The sequence below is a fragment of the Pseudomonas lyxosi genome (assembly GCF_047758685.1).
GTDB classification, from domain to species: Bacteria; Pseudomonadota; Gammaproteobacteria; order Pseudomonadales; family Pseudomonadaceae; genus Aquipseudomonas; species Aquipseudomonas lyxosi.
Genome location: NZ_CP180481.1, coordinates 4,453,333 through 4,472,987, shown reverse-complemented (window position 1 = coordinate 4,472,987; position 19,655 = coordinate 4,453,333). Strand labels below are relative to the sequence as shown.

The window sequence follows — 19,655 nt, the reverse complement described above, 5'->3', positions numbered from 1 at the left end:
ACCGGGGCCTTTTAAACCAATCAAAACTAGTCGTCACCTGACAAGTGCGGTGATTGGCCATTTCATTCAGTGACGACAGGTTTAGTCTGGAATCTCCGCCGACTGTGTCCGGCCTATTAACTTTCCGACTCAAGTTGTTTCACGGGAGAAACACCATGAAACTTGCACTTGTCAGCACCTTGACGATAACGGTTCTTTTAACAGGCTGTTCAATACCCACTGCACCGAAGGCTGTTTCTTCGCTCGACGGCATTTTCACCGAGCCGGTCGGCCGCAGCAGCGCCACGCATGTCACCAATGGCAGCAACGTTTCCCTGGGCATCGTCTACAGCCGCAACACTCAGACCAACCGCGCCTACCTTCAGGATTACCAAGCCAACGCCGGCACCGGTTTCGGCCAGACCCTGCTGGTGCAGTCGATCCACGATGCCTACGTTGCCACCTCCAAACCGGACCTTGCGGTGGACTGGGTCAAAGCCTCTTTGCAACGTCAGTTTGGCTCGGTGACGGTGTATCCGGATATGCAAAGCCTCAGGGCCGCAAAACCCGACGTGGTCGCCGTCGTCGACACGCGCAGTCAATTGATGACATCGCGCAGTTCGGATATCAGCGCGAATGTCAGCGCAGCGTTCTACGATACCAACTTCAACTATATCGGCATTGCGCAAGGGCATGACGCTAAGGAACTGAGTCCGGTATGGGCGGACTATAAACGCAGCGAAGAGATAGTTGCCGATATAAACGAACAACAGAATGTGCAAGTTCGGGCCTTGCAGAAGTTTGACCAGTCGCTCAGTAATTTATTGACCAGACCGACAGATAAAGTGTCGATGATCGATAACACTACAGGCATAAAGTTGCACTAAAGATCGTTCCCACGCTCTGCGTGGGAATGCATCCCGTGACGCTCCGCGTCACAGCCTCAACAGCGGACGCAGAACGTCCATAGCGGCATTCCCACGCAGAGCGTGGGAACGATCAGACAAAAAAAAGCCCCGCAACTCTCATTGCAGGGCTTCTTCATTCAGCGCCTGATCAGGCAGCCGGCTCCAACTCAGCGCTGGCAGTGACAGCAGCAGTAGTAGGCACTACCGCTTGACCGCTCAACGCCAGATCCAGCAACTCACGGTTGGCCACCGCATACATGGCGTAATCAGTGCCGCTGGCGGCACGGATTTCTACCAGCATGGCGCGCCAGCGTTCGATCATGCCTTCGTGCTCTTCCATCCACAGTTCCAGACGGGTTTCCACGTCCTGGGTACCGTTGCCTTGTTGCAGGACCGAGATGGTGATCGCACGTTGTTGCCAGTCGACGTCATCGCGGAACGCTTCACGGGCCAGGGCCTGCCAGTTGTTTTCAACCGGCAGAGCGCTGATCTGTTGCAGGTACCAGGTGATGTCCAGCGCGCTGCCGACAGCGAAGTAAGCCTTCGCCACGTCTGCAGGGTTCTGGCCAGTCACGTCGGAGGCCTCGATGATCGGCAGCAGGGTGTACAGGTGCGAAGTGCCAGCCACCATGCGTGCGAGCAACTCCGGCACACCGGCTTCGACATACGCCTCATAGCGAGCCTGCCAGTTTTCGTGGATCTCGCCACTCAGCAGTTCGTCGAGCTTGAGACCCAACTCTTTCAGATGCGGACCGAAGTGCGCGACGTCACGGGCAGCGTTCTGTTCGTTGCGACGGGCACGCAGGAACCAGCGCGTAGCGCGACGGCCCAGACGCATCAGCTCGTCCATCAGCTCCAGTTGCACGTCAGCGGAAACCTGGTAGTCCAGGGCTTCGATCTGCCGGAACCAGTGCGGGAGGTGGAAGATGTCACGCACGATCACGTAAGCACCGGCCACGTTCGCCGGGCTCATGCCGGTCGACTCTTTCAGTCGTTGAACGAAGGTAATGCCCATGTGGTTGACCAGATCGTTGGCGATCTGGGTGCTGACGATTTCGCGCTTCAGACGGTGACGGCGCATGGCGTCGGAGAACTTGCTCACCAGGGTCGGCGGGAAAGCGGTTTCCATGTCGCGCGTCAGGTAATCGTCGTCCGGCACCTGAGAATTGAGCAGCGCTTCCTTGAGGTCGATCTTGCTGTAGGAGATCAGCACCGACAGCTCTGCACGGGTCAGGCCATGGCCTTCCGCGAGGCGCTCGTTGATCGCTTCTTCAGACGGCAGGAACTCGATGGCGCGATCCAGCTTGCCGCGGCCTTCCAGGTCGTTCATCAGACGCTTGTATTCGGCAATCCGCACGAAGGCACGGCGTGCCGCCAGGGACAGGGCCTGAGTCTGCTTGTAGTTGTTGCCGAGCACCAGGTTGCCGACTTCGTCGGTCATGCTCGCCAGCAACTGGTTACGTTGCTTGTCGGTCATGTCACCGGCATGAACCACTTCGTTCAGCAGGATCTTGATGTTTACTTCGTGGTCGGAGCAGTCCACACCACCTGCGTTGTCGATGAAGTCGGTGTTGGAACCGCCGCCATTGAGGCCGAATTCGACACGACCCAGCTGGGTCATACCGAGGTTACCGCCCTCGCCCACGACTTTGCAGCGCAGTTCGTTGCCGTTCACGCGCAGTGCATCGTTGGCCTTGTCGCCGACATCGGCGTGGCTTTCGCTGCTGGCTTTGACGTAGGTACCGATACCGCCGTTCCACAACAGATCCACCGGTGCCTTGAGCAAGGCATTCAGCAGTTCGGTCGGGGTCAGCTTGTCAGCCTGAATGTCGAAGCGCTCTTTCATCTGCGGGGAAATCGCGATGCTTTTCGCGCTACGGGAGAAGATCCCGCCGCCTTCGGACATGATGCTGGTGTCGTAATCCGACCAGGCCGAACGCGGCAGGTCGAACAGGCGCTGACGCTCGGCGAAGCTGTTGGCCGGCTCCGGGTTCGGGTCGATGAAGATGTGCAGGTGGTTGAACGCTGCGACCAGTTGCAGCTTGTCGGACATCAACAAGCCGTTACCGAACACGTCACCGGCCATGTCGCCGACGCCGACCACCGTGATGTTGTCTTCCTGAACATTGATGCCGCGTTCGCGGAAGTGACGTTGAACGCCAACCCACGCGCCCTTGGCGGTGATGCCCATTTTCTTGTGGTCGTAACCGGCCGAGCCGCCCGATGCGAACGCATCGCCGAGCCAGAAGCCGTAGTCGATGGCGATGCCGTTGGCGATGTCGGAGAAGGTTGCAGTGCCCTTGTCCGCTGCCACCACCAGGTACGGGTCATCGTCGTCATGACGCACGACGTTGGCCGGCGGTACCAGCGCGCCGTCTTTCAGGTTGTCGGTGATGTCCAACAGGCCCGAGATGAAGATGCGGTAGCAGGCGATGCCCTCGGCCGCGATCTCGTCTCGACCGCCACCCAGTGGCAGGCGACGCGGCAGGAAGCCGCCCTTCGCGCCAACCGGCACGATGACCGAGTTCTTCACTTGCTGGGCTTTTACCAGGCCCAGGACTTCGGTGCGGTAGTCTTCTTCACGGTCGGACCAGCGCAGACCACCGCGAGCAACGTTGCCGAAGCGCAGGTGCACGCCTTCGACGCGTGGCGAGTAAACGAAGATTTCGAACTTCGGTACTGGCTTCGGCAGCTCTGGAATCTGGTGCGGGTTGAACTTGAAGCTGAAGTAGGACTTGTTCTGACCGTGCGCGTCGGTCTGGTAGAAGTTGGTCCGCAGGGTGGCCTTGATCAGGTCCAGGTAGCGACGCAGGATACGGTCTTCGTTCAACACCTGGACGTCGTCCAGTGCGCTCAGAATCGCGTGTTCCAGGCGTTGCTGCTTGTCTTCCAGATCGTCAGTACCGAGCTTGCGGGCCAGGTAGAAACGGGTCTTGAACAACCGGGTCAACTCGCGAGCGATGTCGGTGTGGTTGTTCAGGGTGCTGGCGATGTAACCCAGGTCGAAGCCCAGACGGATCTGCTTCATGTAGCGGGCGTAGGCACGCAGCAGCGCAACATCGCGCCATGGCAGGCCGGCGGTCAGCACCAGGCGGTTGAACGCATCGTTCTCGGCATCGCCGCGCACGATGTGGACGAACGCGTCCTGCAAGGTGTCGTTGAGCTGCTGGATGTCGAGTTCCAGGCCTTCAGCGGCAGTGAACGCGAAGTCGTGAATCCAGAACTCGCGGCCATTGTTGTGACGCAGGCGATACGGGAATTCACCCAGCACACGCAGGCCAAGGTTTTCCAGGATCGGCAACACGTCGGACAACGCCAGCGGGGTATCGGCGTGATACAGCTTGCAGTGCAGCTCGCGCTGACCGGAGACCTGACCCAGTGGCTGATAGAAGCTCATCACCAACGGATTGGATTCTTTCAGGCTCAGCAGGTGCTGCATGTCGACCACAGCCGAATGCGCGGCGAAACGCTCGCGGTAACCGGCCGGGAAGCCTTTCGGGAAGTCGGCCAGCACGTTGGTGCCGTGGGCTTCGCCGAAGGTTTCGACGGTCAGGGCCGAGTAGTCGTCCTGCCAGCTGCGGCAAGCCTGGATCACTTCGTTTTCCAGCTGTTGCGGGTCGATGTCCAGACGGTTTTTCGGATCGACGCGCAGAATCAGTTGCACGCGGGCCAGCACGGACTCGGAGAAGAAGGTCCAGAACTCGCAGTCCGAGGCTTTCAGGCGATCCATCAGCACTTGCTGGATCTTCTGACGCACTTCGGTGGAGTAGATGTCGCGCGGCACGTAGGCCAGGCAGTAGCAGAAGCGGCCGTACGGGTCTTTACGCAGGAACACGCGAATCTTGTTGCGTTCCTGGATCTGCACGATCGACATCACAGTGGTAAACAGCTCGTCGACCGGGGTCTGGAACAGATCGTCGCGCGGCAGCACTTCGACCACCTGCGCCAGTTCCTTGCCCAAGTGAGCCTTGGCCTGGAACCCGGAACGGCGTTCGATTTCTTCGACCTTGCGACGGATGTACGGGATGACCCGCACGCTCTCGCCATACACCGACGAGGTGTACAGGCCCATGAAACGGCATTCCTTGATGACGTTGCCGTCGGCGTCGATTTCACGGATCGACACGTAATCCGGGTAAGCCGGACGGTGTACACGGCTAGGGTGCGCAGCCTTGGCGAACGACAGCAGGGTCGGTTCGCGCAGGTAGTTCACGGCGTAGTCTTCGATGCGCAGGTCATCGTAGGTCAGGCCGGTGCGCAGCAATTTGGTCAGGCCGAGGAAGGAATCCTGGTCGTAGACGATGTGGCCGCCGTCAGCTTCATCGCGAACCACGAACTCTTCATAGCCCAGGAAGGTGAAGTGGTTGCCCACCAGCCATTCCAGGAAGCTTTTGATTTCGGCTTTTTCTTCCGGATCAGTCTTGAACTGGCTGTTGTCCAGGCCGGTGAGGATCTCCTGGACCTTGGCTTTCATCGGCTCGAAATCGGCGACCGCAACGCGGACTTCACCGAGAACCTGTTCCAGTTCCTTGCTCAGGACATTCAGTTCGGCCGCGTTGGCGCAACGGTCGATTTCCAGGTACATCAGCGATTCTTGCAGAATGCCTTCGCCCTGGGTGCCCTTCGGCAGGATTTCCAGCAGCTCGCCCTTGCTGCCGCGACGCACGCTCAGCACAGTGGTTTGCAGGGTATGAATGCTGTAGCCGCGACGGTTCAGCTCGGTACGCACCGAGTCCACCAGGAATGGCAGGTCGTGGTGCAGCACTTCGACCGCGGTGTGGGTCGACTGCCAGCCGTGGCGTTCGTAATCGGGGTTGTAGACGCGCACTTGCGGTTGCGCGTGATCGAAGCGCTCAAGCAGGCGCCACGCAGAAAGGGTGCAGCCGGCGAGGTCGGACAACCGACGCTGGGTCAGCTCGTCCAGGGAAATGATGCCGAAAAATTGTTCCGCGAACAGCGCCACTTGTGGCAGTGCCTGTTCACTGATGTGCTGGGCCAGTGCCGCTTGCAGTTGGTGCTGGAAGTCGGCTTTGCTGGCTGCGGTGAAGAACGCCATCTGTGGTACTCCGCTTGGGCTTGTTATTGATGGAAGCGTCGCGTGCAAAACCCCTTTCGGGGCGATCCGTCACCCTGTTCCTGATTCTCGGGCAGAGGAAACAGGATGACAGGTGGGTGAAGCTGGACAAGACACTCAGGTCACATTCACCTTCCATGAATGGGCATCTGCAAAAACGACTGGGCAAGGTGCAGCGCAATGCCTTTACAGGTGCTCATCCGTTGCGCAGCTTAACCAGTGCGGCAAGCCCCGTGCTTGCAGCGCTGCGACATATTCGGTCATCGGTACGCAGCTTGCGCCTTGTGCATCGAACAACACTAGCAGTCGCACGGCAAAACGGGGGGTTTAAGCCCGGTTTTGCGGCACATCCGTACCAGAAATGACCAGTAACACCCCGGATGTTCACGACACATCCTCTGACACTCAGGCGAGCAGAAATTCCCGTCTGCTGGCAGAATTGCCCTTTGTTTGTCTTCACAACGCTCGTCGAGCCAGGAATTTCCCATGCAAATGACCACCGCCCTCTTGATCGTCAACCCGTGCGACGACGAAGAAGACAACATGGCCATGCTCTGCTGCCACAGCGATCAGGGCGATATGTTCCTGATGACCCGCTACCCGGACGAGGACGCGCTGGACATCACCCTCGACGGCGAGCCTTCGACGCTGGACGGCGTGAAAGTCACCCTCAGCCCTACCCGCCTGCTGATCGAAATCGCCGCCGCTGACGCCGATGCGCTGAATGGTGATGATTCGCTGGAAATCATTCACAGCACTGATACGGCGGATTTGGCTGAAGTGGAAGAAACGTTGCAAAACATTCTGAAGGGTACTGGCACCTATATCAGCCAACTCGCCTGATTAGGCCGCTAAAAGATCGCAGGCTTCGCCAGCTCCTACATTGACCGGGTTTGGCGCAATTGCTACGGATGACACCGATCCTGTAGGAGCTGGCGCAGCCTGCGATCCTTTGATCCTCGCGCGGCTGCGCACATTTGCACAAAATGCCGTTAGTCGCCGCCCCCCGCGATAGATTAAAGTAACGCCCCCAGCCCTGGCGTTATTCGAACGTCTTCGGTCACCCTTTCCAGGAACAGTCATCGATGGAACATCGTGAAGCGCTGCTCGCGCTGCGAACCTTTCTTTCAACGCAGATTCTCGGCCAGGAAAAACTCATCGAGCGCTTGCTCATCGCCTTGCTTGCCGACGGCCACATGCTGGTCGAGGGCGCTCCGGGCCTGGCCAAGACCAAGGCCATCAAAGAACTTGCCGAAGGCATCGAAGCACAGTTCCATCGCATCCAGTTCACTCCCGACCTGTTGCCCGCCGACATCACCGGTACGGAAATCTATCGCCCGGAAACCGGCAGTTTCGTGTTCCAGCAAGGTCCGATCTTCCACAACCTGGTGCTGGCGGACGAAATCAACCGCGCCCCGGCCAAGGTTCAGTCCGCCCTGCTCGAAGCCATGGGCGAGCGCCAGGTCAGCGTCGGGCGCAGCACGTATGAGCTGTCGCCGCTGTTTTTGGTGATGGCCACGCAAAACCCGATCGAGCAGGAAGGCACCTATCCACTGCCCGAAGCGCAGCTCGACCGCTTCCTGATGCACGTGAAAATCGGCTTCCCGGACGCCGCCGTCGAACGTCGGATCCTGCAACAGGCCCGTGGCGAAGCGCTGAACGGCGAAACCAAGCCTGAGCGCCGGGTCAGCCAGCAGGCGATTTTTGCCGCGCGCAAGGAAATCCTCGGTTTGTACATGGCCGACGCCGTGGAGGAATACCTGGTGCAACTGGTCATGGCCACACGCACCCCGGCCAAGTTCGACCCGGAGATGGCCGAGTGGATCGCCTATGGCGCCAGCCCGCGCGGTTCGATTGCCCTCGACCGCTGCGCCCGGGCCCACGCCTGGCTGGCCGGTCGCGACTTCGTCAGCCCGGAAGACATTCAAGCGGTGCTGTTCGACGTACTGCGCCACCGCATCATTCTTTCCTTTGAAGCCGAAGCCGCGGGCATCGACCAGGACCGGGTGGTCCAGCGGATTCTCGACGTCGTAGCCGTCGCTTGACCCCGATGAACGTCCTCCTGCCGCCCGAGCCGGGCATCCGTGTCAGCCTCGCCGAGCTGATCGAGATGCGCCATCGCGTGCGTGAAGTGCAACTGTTTTCCACACCGAGCCAGCGCAGCCCGCTGATCGGCCTGCACCACTCCAAACTGCGCGGGCGCGGGGTGGACTTCGATCAGGTGCGGGTCTATCAGGCCGGCGATGACGTGCGAAGCATTGACTGGCGGGTTACCGCACGGACCCAGGAACCCCACACCAAGCTGTTCCATGAAGAGCGCGAACGGCCGATTTTCATCATGGTCGAGCAAAGTCGCCGGCTGTTTTTCGGCTCGGGGCTGATGTTCAAGTCGGTGCTCGCCGCCCAGGCCGCGAGCCTGATCGGCTGGGCCGCACTGGGTCATAACGATCGCGTCGGCGGACTGGTGTTCGGCAACAACGAACACTATGAAATCAAGCCACGACGCAGCAAACAGAGCCTGCTGCAGTTGCTCAACCGTCTGGTGCGGGTCAATCAGTCGCTGCACACGGAAAACGAGCCGGACCGGGACGCCTTCAACATTGCCCTGCGCCGTGCCCGGGAAGTACTGCGTCCCGGCAGCCTGGTGATCATAATCTGCGACGAACGCACCCTGACCGAGGGCGCCGAACAACAGCTGAGCCTGTTGTCGCGGCATTGCGATCTATTGCTGCTACCGGTGTCCGATCCACTGGATCACGCCCTGCCCGCCGCCGGGCTTTTACGTTTCGCCGAACGCGGTGCGCAACTGGAACTCGACACGCTGAACTTCGAGTTGCGCCAGACCTATCGCGCCCAGGCCGAAGCGCGCATCGCTCGCTGGGAATTGCTGGCGCAGAAGCTGCGGGTACTGCTGATGCCCCTGAGCACCCAGAGCGAGATGGTTGAACAATTGCGCGAGTACCTTAACCCGCAGAAACCGGGGAAAGGCCGATGAGCAGCCTCGATCAACTGCAACCGCTGATCTCCCCGCCGCCGATCGAATTCTGGCCACCGGCACCGGGCTGGTGGCTGTTGCTGCTGTTACTGCCTCTGATCGGTTTCGGTCTGTGGAAGGCCAGGCACTTCTTTGCGAAAAAAGGCCCTATCGTGCGCGCCGAACAACCGCTGGACCCGGTGCGCCTCGCCGCGCTGGCAGAACTGGCGCGGATGCCCAAACCCTACGACGGCGCTCCGGCCGGTGCCTGGTTGCAGCAACTCAACGGTTTACTCAAACGCCTGTGCCGCAACCACTACCCCTACAGCCAGAGCCATACCCTCAATGGGCGCAAATGGCTGGCATTCCTCGACAATCGTTGCCCGGCCGCCGGCCTGACCCGCTGGATGGTGCTGGTCGAAGGCGCCTACAAACCCGAATGCAAACTCGACGACAAGGCCATCGCCGGCCTGACTCAAGCGGTCGACACCTGGATTCGTAAACATGTTTGAGTTCGCCTGGCCATGGATCTTTGCCCTGCTGCCGCTGCCCTGGCTGATGCGCATCGTGCTGCCTGTCGCCGACAGTGGCGAGCCGGCGCTCAAAGTCAGCTTCCTCGGCGACCTCGAAGGCCTGGTCCGCCGCCGCGCCCGGGCCAACCTGCCGGCCTGGCGCCAACAGGCACCGTTCATTCTGCTGTGGCTGTTGTTACTGATCGCGGCGGCGCGCCCGCAATGGCTTGGCGAACCGCTGCCCATCGCCGCCAGCGGTCGCGATCTGCTGGTAGCGGTGGACGTGTCCGGCTCGATGGATTTCCCCGACATGCAGTGGCAGGACGAAGAAGTCAGTCGACTCACACTGGTTCAGCACTTGCTCGGTGACTTCCTTGAAAGTCGCGACGGCGATCGCGTCGGCCTGATCCTGTTTGGCAGCCAGGCGTATCTGCAAGCACCGCTGACGTTCGACCGGCACACGGTGCGCGTGTGGCTCGACGAAGCGCGGATCGGCATCGCCGGCAAGAACACCGCCATCGGCGATGCCATTGGCCTGGCCCTCAAACGCCTGCGCCAACGCCCGGCACAAAGTCGCGTACTGATTCTGGTCACTGACGGCGCCAACAACGGTGGCCAAATCGACCCGCTCACGGCGGCGCGGCTGGCGGCCAGCGAAGGCGTGAAAATCTACCCGATCGGTATCGGCGCCGATCCTGAGCAAAGCGGCACTTTGGGTTTCCTTGGGGTCAACCCGAGCCTAGACCTCGATGAACCCTCCTTGATGGCGATCGCCGAAGCCACGGGCGGCCAGTATTTTCGGGCTCACGATGACAAGGAATTGCAAGCGATCAAGGACACCCTCGACAAACTGGAACCGGTGACCCAGCAACCGACTCAGGCCCGCCCGGCTCAGGCGTTGTACCACTGGCCTTTGGCAATAGCGTTGCTGTTGAGCATGCTGTTGGTGGTTCGCGAGGGCTGGCCAGACAACCCGTTGCGCCGACTGTTTACCAAGGATCTGTTTTTGCAATCGCAACTGCCCGACTGGCGCCAGCGGCTTAAACGCCTGCGTCTGCGGAGGCGTCGATGAGCGCACTCTGGCCGTACGTGTTCCGCCCCTGGTGGTTGCTGTTGTTGCCATTGCTCGGCTGGTTGCTCTGGCAGCTCTGGCATCGGCAGAAACGCGCCGGGCGCTGGCAGATGATTCTGCCACCGGCCTTCCATGCGGCGTTGCTCAGTGGTGGCAACGGTCGCGACAGCAAATTGCCGTGGGTCATCCTGGGATGTGCCTGGGTCCTGACCGTTCTGGCGCTGCTCGGGCCGAGCTGGGAACGTGTCGAGCAAGCCAGCCAGAAACCCGCCGACCCGCTGGTGGTGATCCTTGAGCTGACCCCGGAAATGCTCGCGACCGACGTACCACCCAACCGGCTGGAACAGGCCCGGCGCAAGCTGTTCAACCTGCTGGAGAACCGGAGCGACGCCCAAACTGCAATCGTCGTCTACTCCGGCAGCGCTCACACGCTGGTGCCCCTTTCGGATGATCTGTCGACCAGCCGCAATCTATTGGATGCCCTCAAGCCTTCGTTGATGCCCCAAGCAGGACATCGCGCCGATCTGGCGGTGACCAAGGCCCTTGCCCTGCTGGAACAGGGCGCCCTCGGTGACGGGCGGATCCTGCTGATCGGTTCGACCTTGACCGAACTGGAACGCCAGGGGATTCAGCAGGCGCTGGACGGCAAGTCGACACAATTTCTGATGCTCGGTATCGGCACTGCCGAAGGCGCGCCGATCACCCAGGAGGACGGCAGTTTTCTGAAGGACGACCAGGGCGCGATTCTGGTCCCACATCTGGACGAACCAGGCCTGAAAGCCTTTGCCAACGACCTGAACGGAAGCTATCGCCACGCGCGCCTGGACGATGCCGACCTGCGCGCCCTCCGCTTGCTCGACGGTCCACGCGCATTGCGCAACGACGGCCAGACCCTGCGCCTCGATTCGTGGGCCGATCAGGGTTACTGGCTGTTGTTGCCGTTGTTGCTGCTGGCGGCGTGCGCCGGTCGTCGCGGCTGGTTGTTCTGCTTGCCACTGCTGTTTTTGCTGCCACAACCGAGTTATGCCTTCGACTTCAACGATTTGTGGCTGCGCCCCGACCAACAGGGTCTGATCTTGCTCAAGAAAAAGCGTCCGGCTGAGGCTGCGCAGCATTTCGAAGATCGACAATGGCAAGGTGTCGCGCTCTACGAGGCAGGCGACTACAGCGGCGCCGCCCAGCGGTTCGCCGAAGGCAGCGACGCCCACGCCCACTACAATCGTGGCAACGCCCTGGCCAAAAGCGGTGAGCTGGAAGCCGCGCTGGATGCCTACGAACAGGCGCTGGAGCGTCAACCGGATTTGCGCCCGGCCCTGACCAACAAGGCGCTGGTGGAAAGTCTGCTCAAGCAGAAAAACACTCCGCCGCCCGTTGCACCGGACAAAAACGCCGGCAACGAGACCGAGCCCCCCACGCAAGAACCGCCACCGGGCGCGGCCACGCAACCGTCGGATAAGGGCGAACCGAAAACCGACGGCCAACAAACCACGACGGACTCCGACCAACAGAGCAAAACGCCGTCGAAACCCGGCACCAATGAAGTCCCGGGCAGCGAGCTGGGGAATGAAGACAGCACCAGACCACCGATGCGTCCGGCCAGCGACAGCATCGACGGTGAACAGCGCCAAGCGCTGGAGCAATGGCTGCGCAAGATCCCGGATGACCCGGGTGAATTGCTCAGGCGCAAATTCTGGTACGAACAGCAACAACATCAGGATCAGGGAAAAACTCGATGACCCGCTTCACCACTTTCTTGCTCGCACTGTTGCTCTGGACTGTTCAGGCCCAGGCTGCGGGGCTGCTCGCCAGTGTCGATCGCAGTCACCTGAACAGCGGCGAAACGATTGAACTGACCCTCGAATCCAACGACGTGACGCAGTTCGGCAAGCCTGATCTGACACCGCTGGAGCCGCTGTTCGAAGTGCGCGGTACCCGTCAGGTCAACCAGTTGACTACCCTGAACGGCGACAACCGTGCGACAACCCGCTGGATTATCACCTTGCTGCCTCGGCAGAACGGCAGCGTGGTGATTCCGTCACTGCAACTGGGTGACGTGCAGAGCCAGCCAATCACCGTGCAAGTGGTCGAAACCGAAACCCAGGACAGCCCGACCAAACGGGCCCCGGTATTCATCGACGCCAGCCTCGATCAAAACAGCGTGTACGTGCAAGCCCAGGCGATCCTGACCTTGCGCATCTATCATTCGGTGTCGCTGTACGACGACAGCAGCCTTCCCCCGTTGCAAATCCCCGATGTGCGCATCGAGCAACTGGGCGAGGCGCGCACCTACGAGAAAGACATCAACGGCCTGCGCCACGGCGTGATCGAGATGCGCTACGCGATCTACCCGCAACACAGCGGTGAGTTGATCATTCCGCCGCAGATATTCAATGCCGCACTCGTTGACGCACAGCCTGCCAAGGACTCCGCCGCCCAAGCACCGAAATCCGGCAAACTGATGCGGGTCAGCTCCGCCGAGATTCTGCTGACGGTCAAGGCCAAACCCGCCACCTACCCGGCCGACGTGCCATGGCTCCCGGCCCGTAGCCTCAGCCTGAGCGAAAGCTGGAACCCGGAACCGGATCATGCGCAGGTGGGTGACTCGTTGACCCGCAGCCTGACGGTAAAGGCTGAAGGCCTGGACAGTTCGCAATTGCCACCGCTGCCCGCCACCGACGTCAACGGCTTGCGGCGCTATCCGGATCAACCGGTGCTGGGCAACCAGAACAGCGAGCGCGGTCTGATCGGCAGTCGCGAAGACCGTGAAGCCCTGGTGCCAACCCGTGCCGGCGCAATCGAGTTGCCAGCGGTTGAAGTGATCTGGTGGAACACCTTCGAAGACCACCTGGATCACAGCAGCCTGCCGGCCCGAACCCTGCCAGTGGCGAACAATCCGGCCCTGATGGTCGACACCCCGGCCGGCATGCCTCAAGTCTTTTCCGCGGCCGACAACGAAGCCCTCTGGTGGTGGAAACTCAGCACCCTGATCCTGGCCTGCACCACCCTGCTGGGTTTCGGTCTCTGGTGGCGCGCCCGCTGGCAACCGGCGATCCTGCGCGCGGCGCAGACCGGCCCGAGCCCGCGCACCGTGCTCGACGATCTCAAGCGCGCCTGTCAGGCCAACGACTCCCACGCCACCCGTCAGGCCCTCGACGCCTGGGCCCGGCAACAACCGGAAACCCTGGCCGATATGGCGGCGCGTTTTGTGCCGTTGTCCGACGCCCTCGACGGCTTGAACGGCGCGCTCTACAGCGAAACCGGCCAGCATTGGCAAGGTGAAGACTTGTGGCGGGCGATCAAGGCGATTCCGATTGCCGAGCGGGTTCAGGACCCGGTTGGCGACAGTGGCCTGCCGCCGCTGTACCCAAAATAACCACTGTCGCCGCATCCCCTGTAGCAGCTGGCGAAGCCTGCGTCCGGCTGCGAAGCAGTCGTAGATCCGGCTTGCATGGTTTGTCTGATACACCGCGAGTGCTGATTTTGCGACTGCTGCGCAGCCGGACGCAGGCTTCGCCAGCTGCTACAAGAAGTGCACGGCCACATCCAGCGTGTTTGCCAGTAAACTCCCTCCCCTTTAGCCGCCATCATTTTCCTCGCGGCCATCACCTTATTTCCTACGGAGTTCACCTTGCGTCTGTTTCACACCTCCGACTGGCACCTCGGGCAGAACCTGCACGGCCAGGAACGCGATTTCGAACACGCCTGCTTTCTCGAATGGCTGCTGCGCCAGCTGAAGCTGGACCAGCCAGACGTGCTTCTGATTGCCGGCGATATCTTCGACACGGTCAACCCGCCGGTCAAAGCCCAGGAACGTCTCTACGATTTCATCGTCAGCGCCCATGAACAACAGCCGAAGCTGACCATTGTGATGATCGCCGGCAACCATGACTCCGGTTCGCGGATCGAACTGCCCGCGCCGTTGATGCGGCGTTTGCGCACGCATGCGCTGGGTCGTGTGCTGTGGCTGGATGATGGTCAACTCGACGCCGAGCGCCTGCTGCTGCCATTGCCGGACGCCAAAGGCAAAACCGTCGCCTGGTGCCTGGCGCTGCCGTTCCTGCGCCCCGCCGAGGTGACCGGCGCGCACTTGGGCGACAACTACCTGCGCGGCATCGGTCAGGTTCACGAATGGCTGATCGAAGCCGCCAATGCCAAGCGCAAACCAGGTCAGGCGCTGATCGCTATCAGCCACGCGCACATGGCCGGCGGTTCGGTGTCGGAAGATTCCGAACGCAGCCTGATCATCGGTAACGCCGAAGCGCTGCCCGCCAGTCTGTTCGGGCCGAGCATCAGTTACGTCGCCCTCGGTCACTTGCACAAGCCGCAGAAGGTCAATGGTGAAGAGCGCATCCGCTACAGCGGCTCGCCGATTCCGTTGTCGTTCTCCGAGATTGGCTATCAGCACCAGATTCTCGACATCAAACTCGAGGGCGAAACCCTGGTCAGCGTCGAACCCAAACTGATCCCCCGGGCGGTGAATCTGCAACGCATCGGTCCCGCGCCACTGGCGGAAATCCTGCTGCAACTGGCCGACTTGCCGAACATTGACTTGCTGGCCGATATCCAGCGCCAGCCGTGGCTGGAAGTTCGTGTGCGTCTCGATGAGCCGCAACCCGACTTGCGTTATCAAGTGGAAACCGCCCTGCAAGGCAAAGCCGTGCGCCTGGTGCGGATCGCCGCTGAATACGCCGGCAATGGCAGCTGCGATGGCGTGGATGACGGCACGACCTTGATCGAACTCGACCAGCTCTCACCTCAGGAACTGTTCAGCCGCGCCTGGCAGGACAACTACGGCAGCGAGGTCGATGAGCAAACCCTCAAGGACTTCGCCGAGTTGTTGCAAGACGTGCAGATGGAGAGCGAACAACCATGAAGATCCTCGCGATCCGCCTGAAAAACCTCGCCTCACTGGCCGGGCCCTTTGAAATCGACTTTACCGCTGAGCCGTTGGCCAGCGCCGGTCTGTTCGCGATCACCGGGCCGACCGGAGCCGGCAAAAGCACCTTGCTCGACGCCTTGTGCCTGGCGTTGTTCGGTGCTGTGCCTCGGCTGAGCAATGCTCAGGTGTCTGCCAAAGCGCCAGACGCCGACGGCGAGATCAGCACTGGCGACCCGCGCACGCTGCTGCGCCGCGGTACCGGTGAAGGTTATGCCGAAGTAGATTTCGTTGGCATCGATGGCCGTCGCTACCGCGCTCGCTGGGAGGCTAATCGCGCCCGCGAGAAAGCCGGCGGCAAGCTGCAAGCCAGCCGCCAGAGTTTGCGCGACATCGATCTCGATCAACTGCTGGCCAGTCAGAAAGTTGAATTCAAAACCCAGCTCGAATCCGTACTGGGCCTGAACTTTGAGCAATTCACTCGCGCGGTGCTGCTGGCTCAGAGCGAATTCAGTGCGTTCCTCAAGGCTAACGACAACGAACGTAGCGAACTGCTGGAAAAACTCACCGACACTGCGCTGTATACGCGCCTCGGTCGCCGGGCTTTCGACAAAACCAAAGAGGCTCGAGAAGCCCACAAACTGTTGCAGGAGCAGGCCACCGGCGTGACGCCATTGTCGCCAGAAGCTCGGGCAGAACTCGATGAATGCTTCAACGAGGCTCAGCAACAACTCAAGACCCAGCAAGCGCAACTCAAGCATTTAGAACTGCAACACACCTGGCTCAAGGACCTGCGCCAGTTGCAGGACGAGCAGAAGAGCGCCACCGAGCAACTGCAATCGGCCCAGCAGCACTGGAACAGTTTGGCCGGCGAACGTTTGAAGCTGACTCGCCTGGAGCAACTGGCCCCGCAACGGCACCAGTTCGCCCGCAAGACCGAACTCACTGCCCAGCTCACACCGCTGACCGCGCAGATTCAGCAGCACATCCAACAGCAAACCGAACTGAACGAGCGCCAGGCGCAACTCGAACACAGCCTGAGCGCCGCGCAGACCGCACTCGTCTCAGCCCAAAGCCAACACACCAGCAGCGCTCCACTGCTGCGTCAGGCGTTTGAAGAGCAAAGTACCCTCGCCCGCCTGGTCAAGGATGCAAGCCTCAGTGCCGACCTCAAGCAGCAGGCGGAACTGACCTGCACTCAGGGCCAAAACACGATCCAAGGCTTGCTCGACCAACAGAAACAGGTCGCCGAACGTTTGCAGCGGATCGCCGGGGAGCTTGAGCAAAGCACCCCTCTGGCGCCTTTGAGCGATGCCTGGAACGCCTACCGTGATCGCCTGCAACAGCTGATGCTGATCGGCAATCGCCTGAACAAGGGCCAGGATGAACTGGCCGCCCTGGAACAGAGCGCCGCTCGCGCTGCCGAGGACCTGTCCACTCAGCGCCAGAGCCTTGAAGTGCTGTACAAGGAGGCCGGCGCCGAACCGGAAGCGGTGGCCGAGCAGATCCAGATTCTCGGGAGTCTGTTGCAAGACAACCGCAAGCAACAGCGAGCCTTTGAAGAGCTGACGCGCCTGTGGGCCAGTCAGCAGGAACTGGACAAGCGCGCGTCCGAACTCCAGCAGCGCCAGCTGACCGCTCAGCAAGAACGAGAACGTCTGACCCAGGACGGTGTAAAAACCAAGAACGAATTGGTCGTTGCCGAACAGACCCTGACCGTCACCCGCGAACTGCTGGAACGCCAGCGCCTGGCCCGCAGCGCCAGCGTCGAAGAACTGCGCGAGCAGTTACAGGACGATCAGCCTTGCCCGGTCTGTGGCAGCCCCGACCATCCCTATCATCAGCCCGAAGCACTGCTGCAAAGCCTTGGCCGGCATGATGAAAGCGAACAGGCCAACGCCCAGAAAGCCGTCGACCTGTTGAAAGAAAAGCTCACTGACCTGCGCGCTGAAGTGGGCGGCGTGATTGCGCAGCAAAAGGAGTTGCTGCAACAACAAGAGCACCTCGCGACCCAGCAACAGAGCCTGGCACCGAGCCTTGAAGCACATCCGTTATCTGCGCAGCTGCTCACGCAGGATGCGGCTAAACGCGATACCTGGCTGGTGCAGCAAAACAACCAGTTGAACCAAAGCATCACTCAGGACGAACAACGGCAGACCGCCCTGCTCACCCTGCAACAGGACGCCGCGCGCCTTCAACAGCAACTGCGTAGTGCTGAAGCGGCGAGCCAGCAAGCTGCCCAGCACCTGGCCAACCAGCAACGAGAGTTGAGCAGTGATCGCCAGCGTCTGGACGAGGAGTTGACGGCGTTCAGCACCCTGCTCCCGGCCGACACGCTGCAAGCGCTGCGCAACGAACCGGCCGCGACCTTCATGCAACTGGACCGGCAGATCAGCCAGCGGCTGGAACAACTCGATCAGCAACGCGATGAACTCGGCGAACAGCAACAACGGCAGCAGACGCTGGAGAAAGAACAGGACCGCCAACTCACTCGCCTCCAGCAGTTGGAAACGGCCCGCCAGCAGTTCACCGCCCTCGCCGACCAGCAACAGGCCTGCCAGCAAAAACTCACGCAATTGCTCGGCGAACACGCCAGCGCCGAGCAGTGGCAGCAGCAACTGGATCAAGCCGTCGAACAGGCGCGCAATGCTGAGGCGACGGCCAATCAGGAACTGCAAACCGTGCGTACGCGGCTGGTGCAGCTGGGCGCCGAACTCAAGGCCCAGCAGGAACGCTCGCAGGCACTGGAAACCGAAGATCGCGAGCTGAGCGGCAAGATTGCCGACTGGCGCGCATTGCATCCGGAACTGGATGACGGTGGTCTGGAAGATCTGCTGAGTGTCGACGACCAGCAGGTCAGCGAACTGCGTCAGCAATTGCAGCAAAGCGAAAAAGCCATCGAACAGACCAAGGTTCTGTTGCAGGAACGCGATCAGCGTCTGCTCAATCATCAAGCGCAGCACAACGGCAATCTCGACGCCGAACAACTGGCGACAGCGCTTGCCGAGCTGCAAAACCTGTTCATCGCCAGCGAACACCGTTGCGCCGAACTGCGCGCCGAACAGGCCGAGGATCAGCGCCGGCAAAATGCCAATCAAGCCCTCGCGCAGCAGATCGCCGACGCTTACACCGAATACCAGCGCTGGGCACGTTTGAATGCACTGATCGGTTCGGCCACGGGCGACACCTTCCGCAAGATCGCCCAAGCCTACAACCTCGACCTGCTGGTGCATCACGCCAACGTTCAGTTGCGGCAACTGGTGCGGCGCTATCGCCTCAAACGTGGCGGCAGCATGCTCGGTTTGTTGGTGATGGACACCGAGATGGGTGATGAACTGCGTTCGGTGCATTCGTTGTCCGGCGGCGAGACGTTCCTGGTGTCGCTGGCCCTGGCGCTCGGTTTGGCGTCCATGGCATCGAGCACGCTGAAAATCGAATCGCTGTTCATCGATGAAGGCTTCGGCAGCCTTGATCCGGAATCCCTGCAACTGGCCATGGATGCTCTCGACGGCTTGCAAGCGCAGGGACGTAAAGTCGCGGTGATTTCACACGTGCAGGAAATGCATGAACGGATTCCGGTGCAGATTCAGGTCCGCCGTCAGGGCAACGGCCTCAGTACGCTGGAGGTGAAATGAATACGCTGTATTCCTTCCGTCGCTGCCCCTATGCGATGCGGGCGCGCATGGCCCTGCGCTACTCCGGCGTTGCGGTGAACATTGTCGAGGTCAGCCTGAAGGCCAAACCTGCCGAAATGCTGGCGCTGTCGAGCAAAGGCACGGTGCCGGTGCTGAGCGTCGACGGTCAGGTGATCGATGAAAGCCTGGCGATCATGCACTGGGCGTTGGCACAGAACGATCCGCAGGATTGGTTGCTCAAGGATGATCCTGTCGGGCAGCAACACATCGCCGGGCTGATCGAAGAAAACGATCAGGTGTTCAAGGTGCACCTGAATCGCTACAAGTACGCCGAGCGATACCCCGAGCAGTCGATGGCGTTTTATCGCGCCGAGGGCGAGGTGTTTTTGCGCAGGCTTGATGAGTTACTGGAGGGACGCGACTACTTGCTGGCCGAGCATCCGAGTCTGGCGGATGTGGCACTGATGCCGTTTGTGCGGCAGTTCGCCCATGTGGATCGCGAGTGGTTCGGGCAGACGCCCTATCACCGTTTGCAGGGCTGGTTGCAGCGGTTTCTGGAGTCGGATTTGTTTGTCGACGTAATGCAGAAGGAGCCGCACCGCCCCCTGTAGCAGCTGGCGAAGCC

The 19,655-nt window shown here is 60.9% G+C and carries 12 protein-coding genes; 11 read left to right on the top strand and 1 reads right to left on the bottom strand.

All coding sequences use genetic code 11. The annotated features are described in order from the left end of the window. The first annotated feature begins 155 nt into the window (after nt 1–155). Nucleotides 156–866 (top strand): ATPase, encoded by a 711-nt coding sequence (locus tag ACMXYI_RS20640; protein ID WP_415768824.1) that lies wholly within the window; start codon nt 156–158, stop codon nt 864–866. Between the two features lie 169 nt (nt 867–1,035). Here ACMXYI_RS20640 and ACMXYI_RS20635 read toward each other — a convergent pair whose 3' ends face one another. Further along, complete coding sequence (locus tag ACMXYI_RS20635) at nt 1,036–5,943, bottom strand: NAD-glutamate dehydrogenase (protein WP_415768823.1); 4,908 nt, start codon at nt 5,941–5,943, stop codon at nt 1,036–1,038. A gap of 504 nt (nt 5,944–6,447) precedes the next feature. On the opposite strand from ACMXYI_RS20635, the gene ACMXYI_RS20630 reads away from it, so the two are divergent. From ACMXYI_RS20630 to ACMXYI_RS20585, 10 genes are all read left to right on the top strand, one after another. Continuing rightward, nucleotides 6,448–6,804 (top strand): hypothetical protein, encoded by a 357-nt coding sequence (locus ACMXYI_RS20630; protein WP_415768822.1) that lies wholly within the window; start codon nt 6,448–6,450, stop codon nt 6,802–6,804. A gap of 242 nt (nt 6,805–7,046) precedes the next feature. Next, a complete protein-coding gene (locus ACMXYI_RS20625) occupies nt 7,047–8,006 on the top strand; it encodes an AAA family ATPase (protein ID WP_008150800.1) in 960 nt (319 codons plus the stop codon). Nucleotides 8,007–8,011: 5 nt separating this feature from the next. Then, a complete protein-coding gene (locus ACMXYI_RS20620) occupies nt 8,012–8,956 on the top strand; it encodes a DUF58 domain-containing protein (RefSeq protein WP_415768821.1) in 945 nt (314 codons plus the stop codon). Next, nucleotides 8,953–9,447 (top strand): DUF4381 domain-containing protein, encoded by a 495-nt coding sequence (locus tag ACMXYI_RS20615; RefSeq protein ID WP_415768820.1) that lies wholly within the window; start codon nt 8,953–8,955, stop codon nt 9,445–9,447. Before ACMXYI_RS20620 ends, ACMXYI_RS20615 begins: the two co-directional genes overlap by 4 nt. After that, nucleotides 9,440–10,519: a vWA domain-containing protein gene (locus ACMXYI_RS20610; protein WP_415768819.1), complete on the top strand. Its 1,080-nt coding sequence runs from the start codon at nt 9,440–9,442 to the stop codon at nt 10,517–10,519. Before ACMXYI_RS20615 ends, ACMXYI_RS20610 begins: the two co-directional genes overlap by 8 nt. Beyond that, a complete protein-coding gene (locus ACMXYI_RS20605) occupies nt 10,516–12,255 on the top strand; it encodes a tetratricopeptide repeat protein (RefSeq protein WP_415768818.1) in 1,740 nt (579 codons plus the stop codon). The genes ACMXYI_RS20610 and ACMXYI_RS20605 overlap by 4 nt, the downstream gene beginning before the upstream one ends. Continuing rightward, nucleotides 12,252–13,892, top strand: coding sequence for a BatD family protein (locus ACMXYI_RS20600; protein WP_415768817.1), 1,641 nt, complete (start codon nt 12,252–12,254; stop codon nt 13,890–13,892). The genes ACMXYI_RS20605 and ACMXYI_RS20600 overlap by 4 nt, the downstream gene beginning before the upstream one ends. A gap of 255 nt (nt 13,893–14,147) precedes the next feature. Continuing rightward, complete coding sequence (locus tag ACMXYI_RS20595) at nt 14,148–15,392, top strand: exonuclease SbcCD subunit D C-terminal domain-containing protein (RefSeq protein ID WP_415768816.1); 1,245 nt, start codon at nt 14,148–14,150, stop codon at nt 15,390–15,392. Beyond that, nucleotides 15,389–19,030 (top strand): AAA family ATPase, encoded by a 3,642-nt coding sequence (locus ACMXYI_RS20590; protein ID WP_415768815.1) that lies wholly within the window; start codon nt 15,389–15,391, stop codon nt 19,028–19,030. Before ACMXYI_RS20595 ends, ACMXYI_RS20590 begins: the two co-directional genes overlap by 4 nt. Beyond that, a complete protein-coding gene (locus ACMXYI_RS20585) occupies nt 19,027–19,641 on the top strand; it encodes a glutathione S-transferase (RefSeq protein ID WP_415768814.1) in 615 nt (204 codons plus the stop codon). The genes ACMXYI_RS20590 and ACMXYI_RS20585 overlap by 4 nt, the downstream gene beginning before the upstream one ends. Nucleotides 19,642–19,655: the final 14 nt, after the last annotated feature.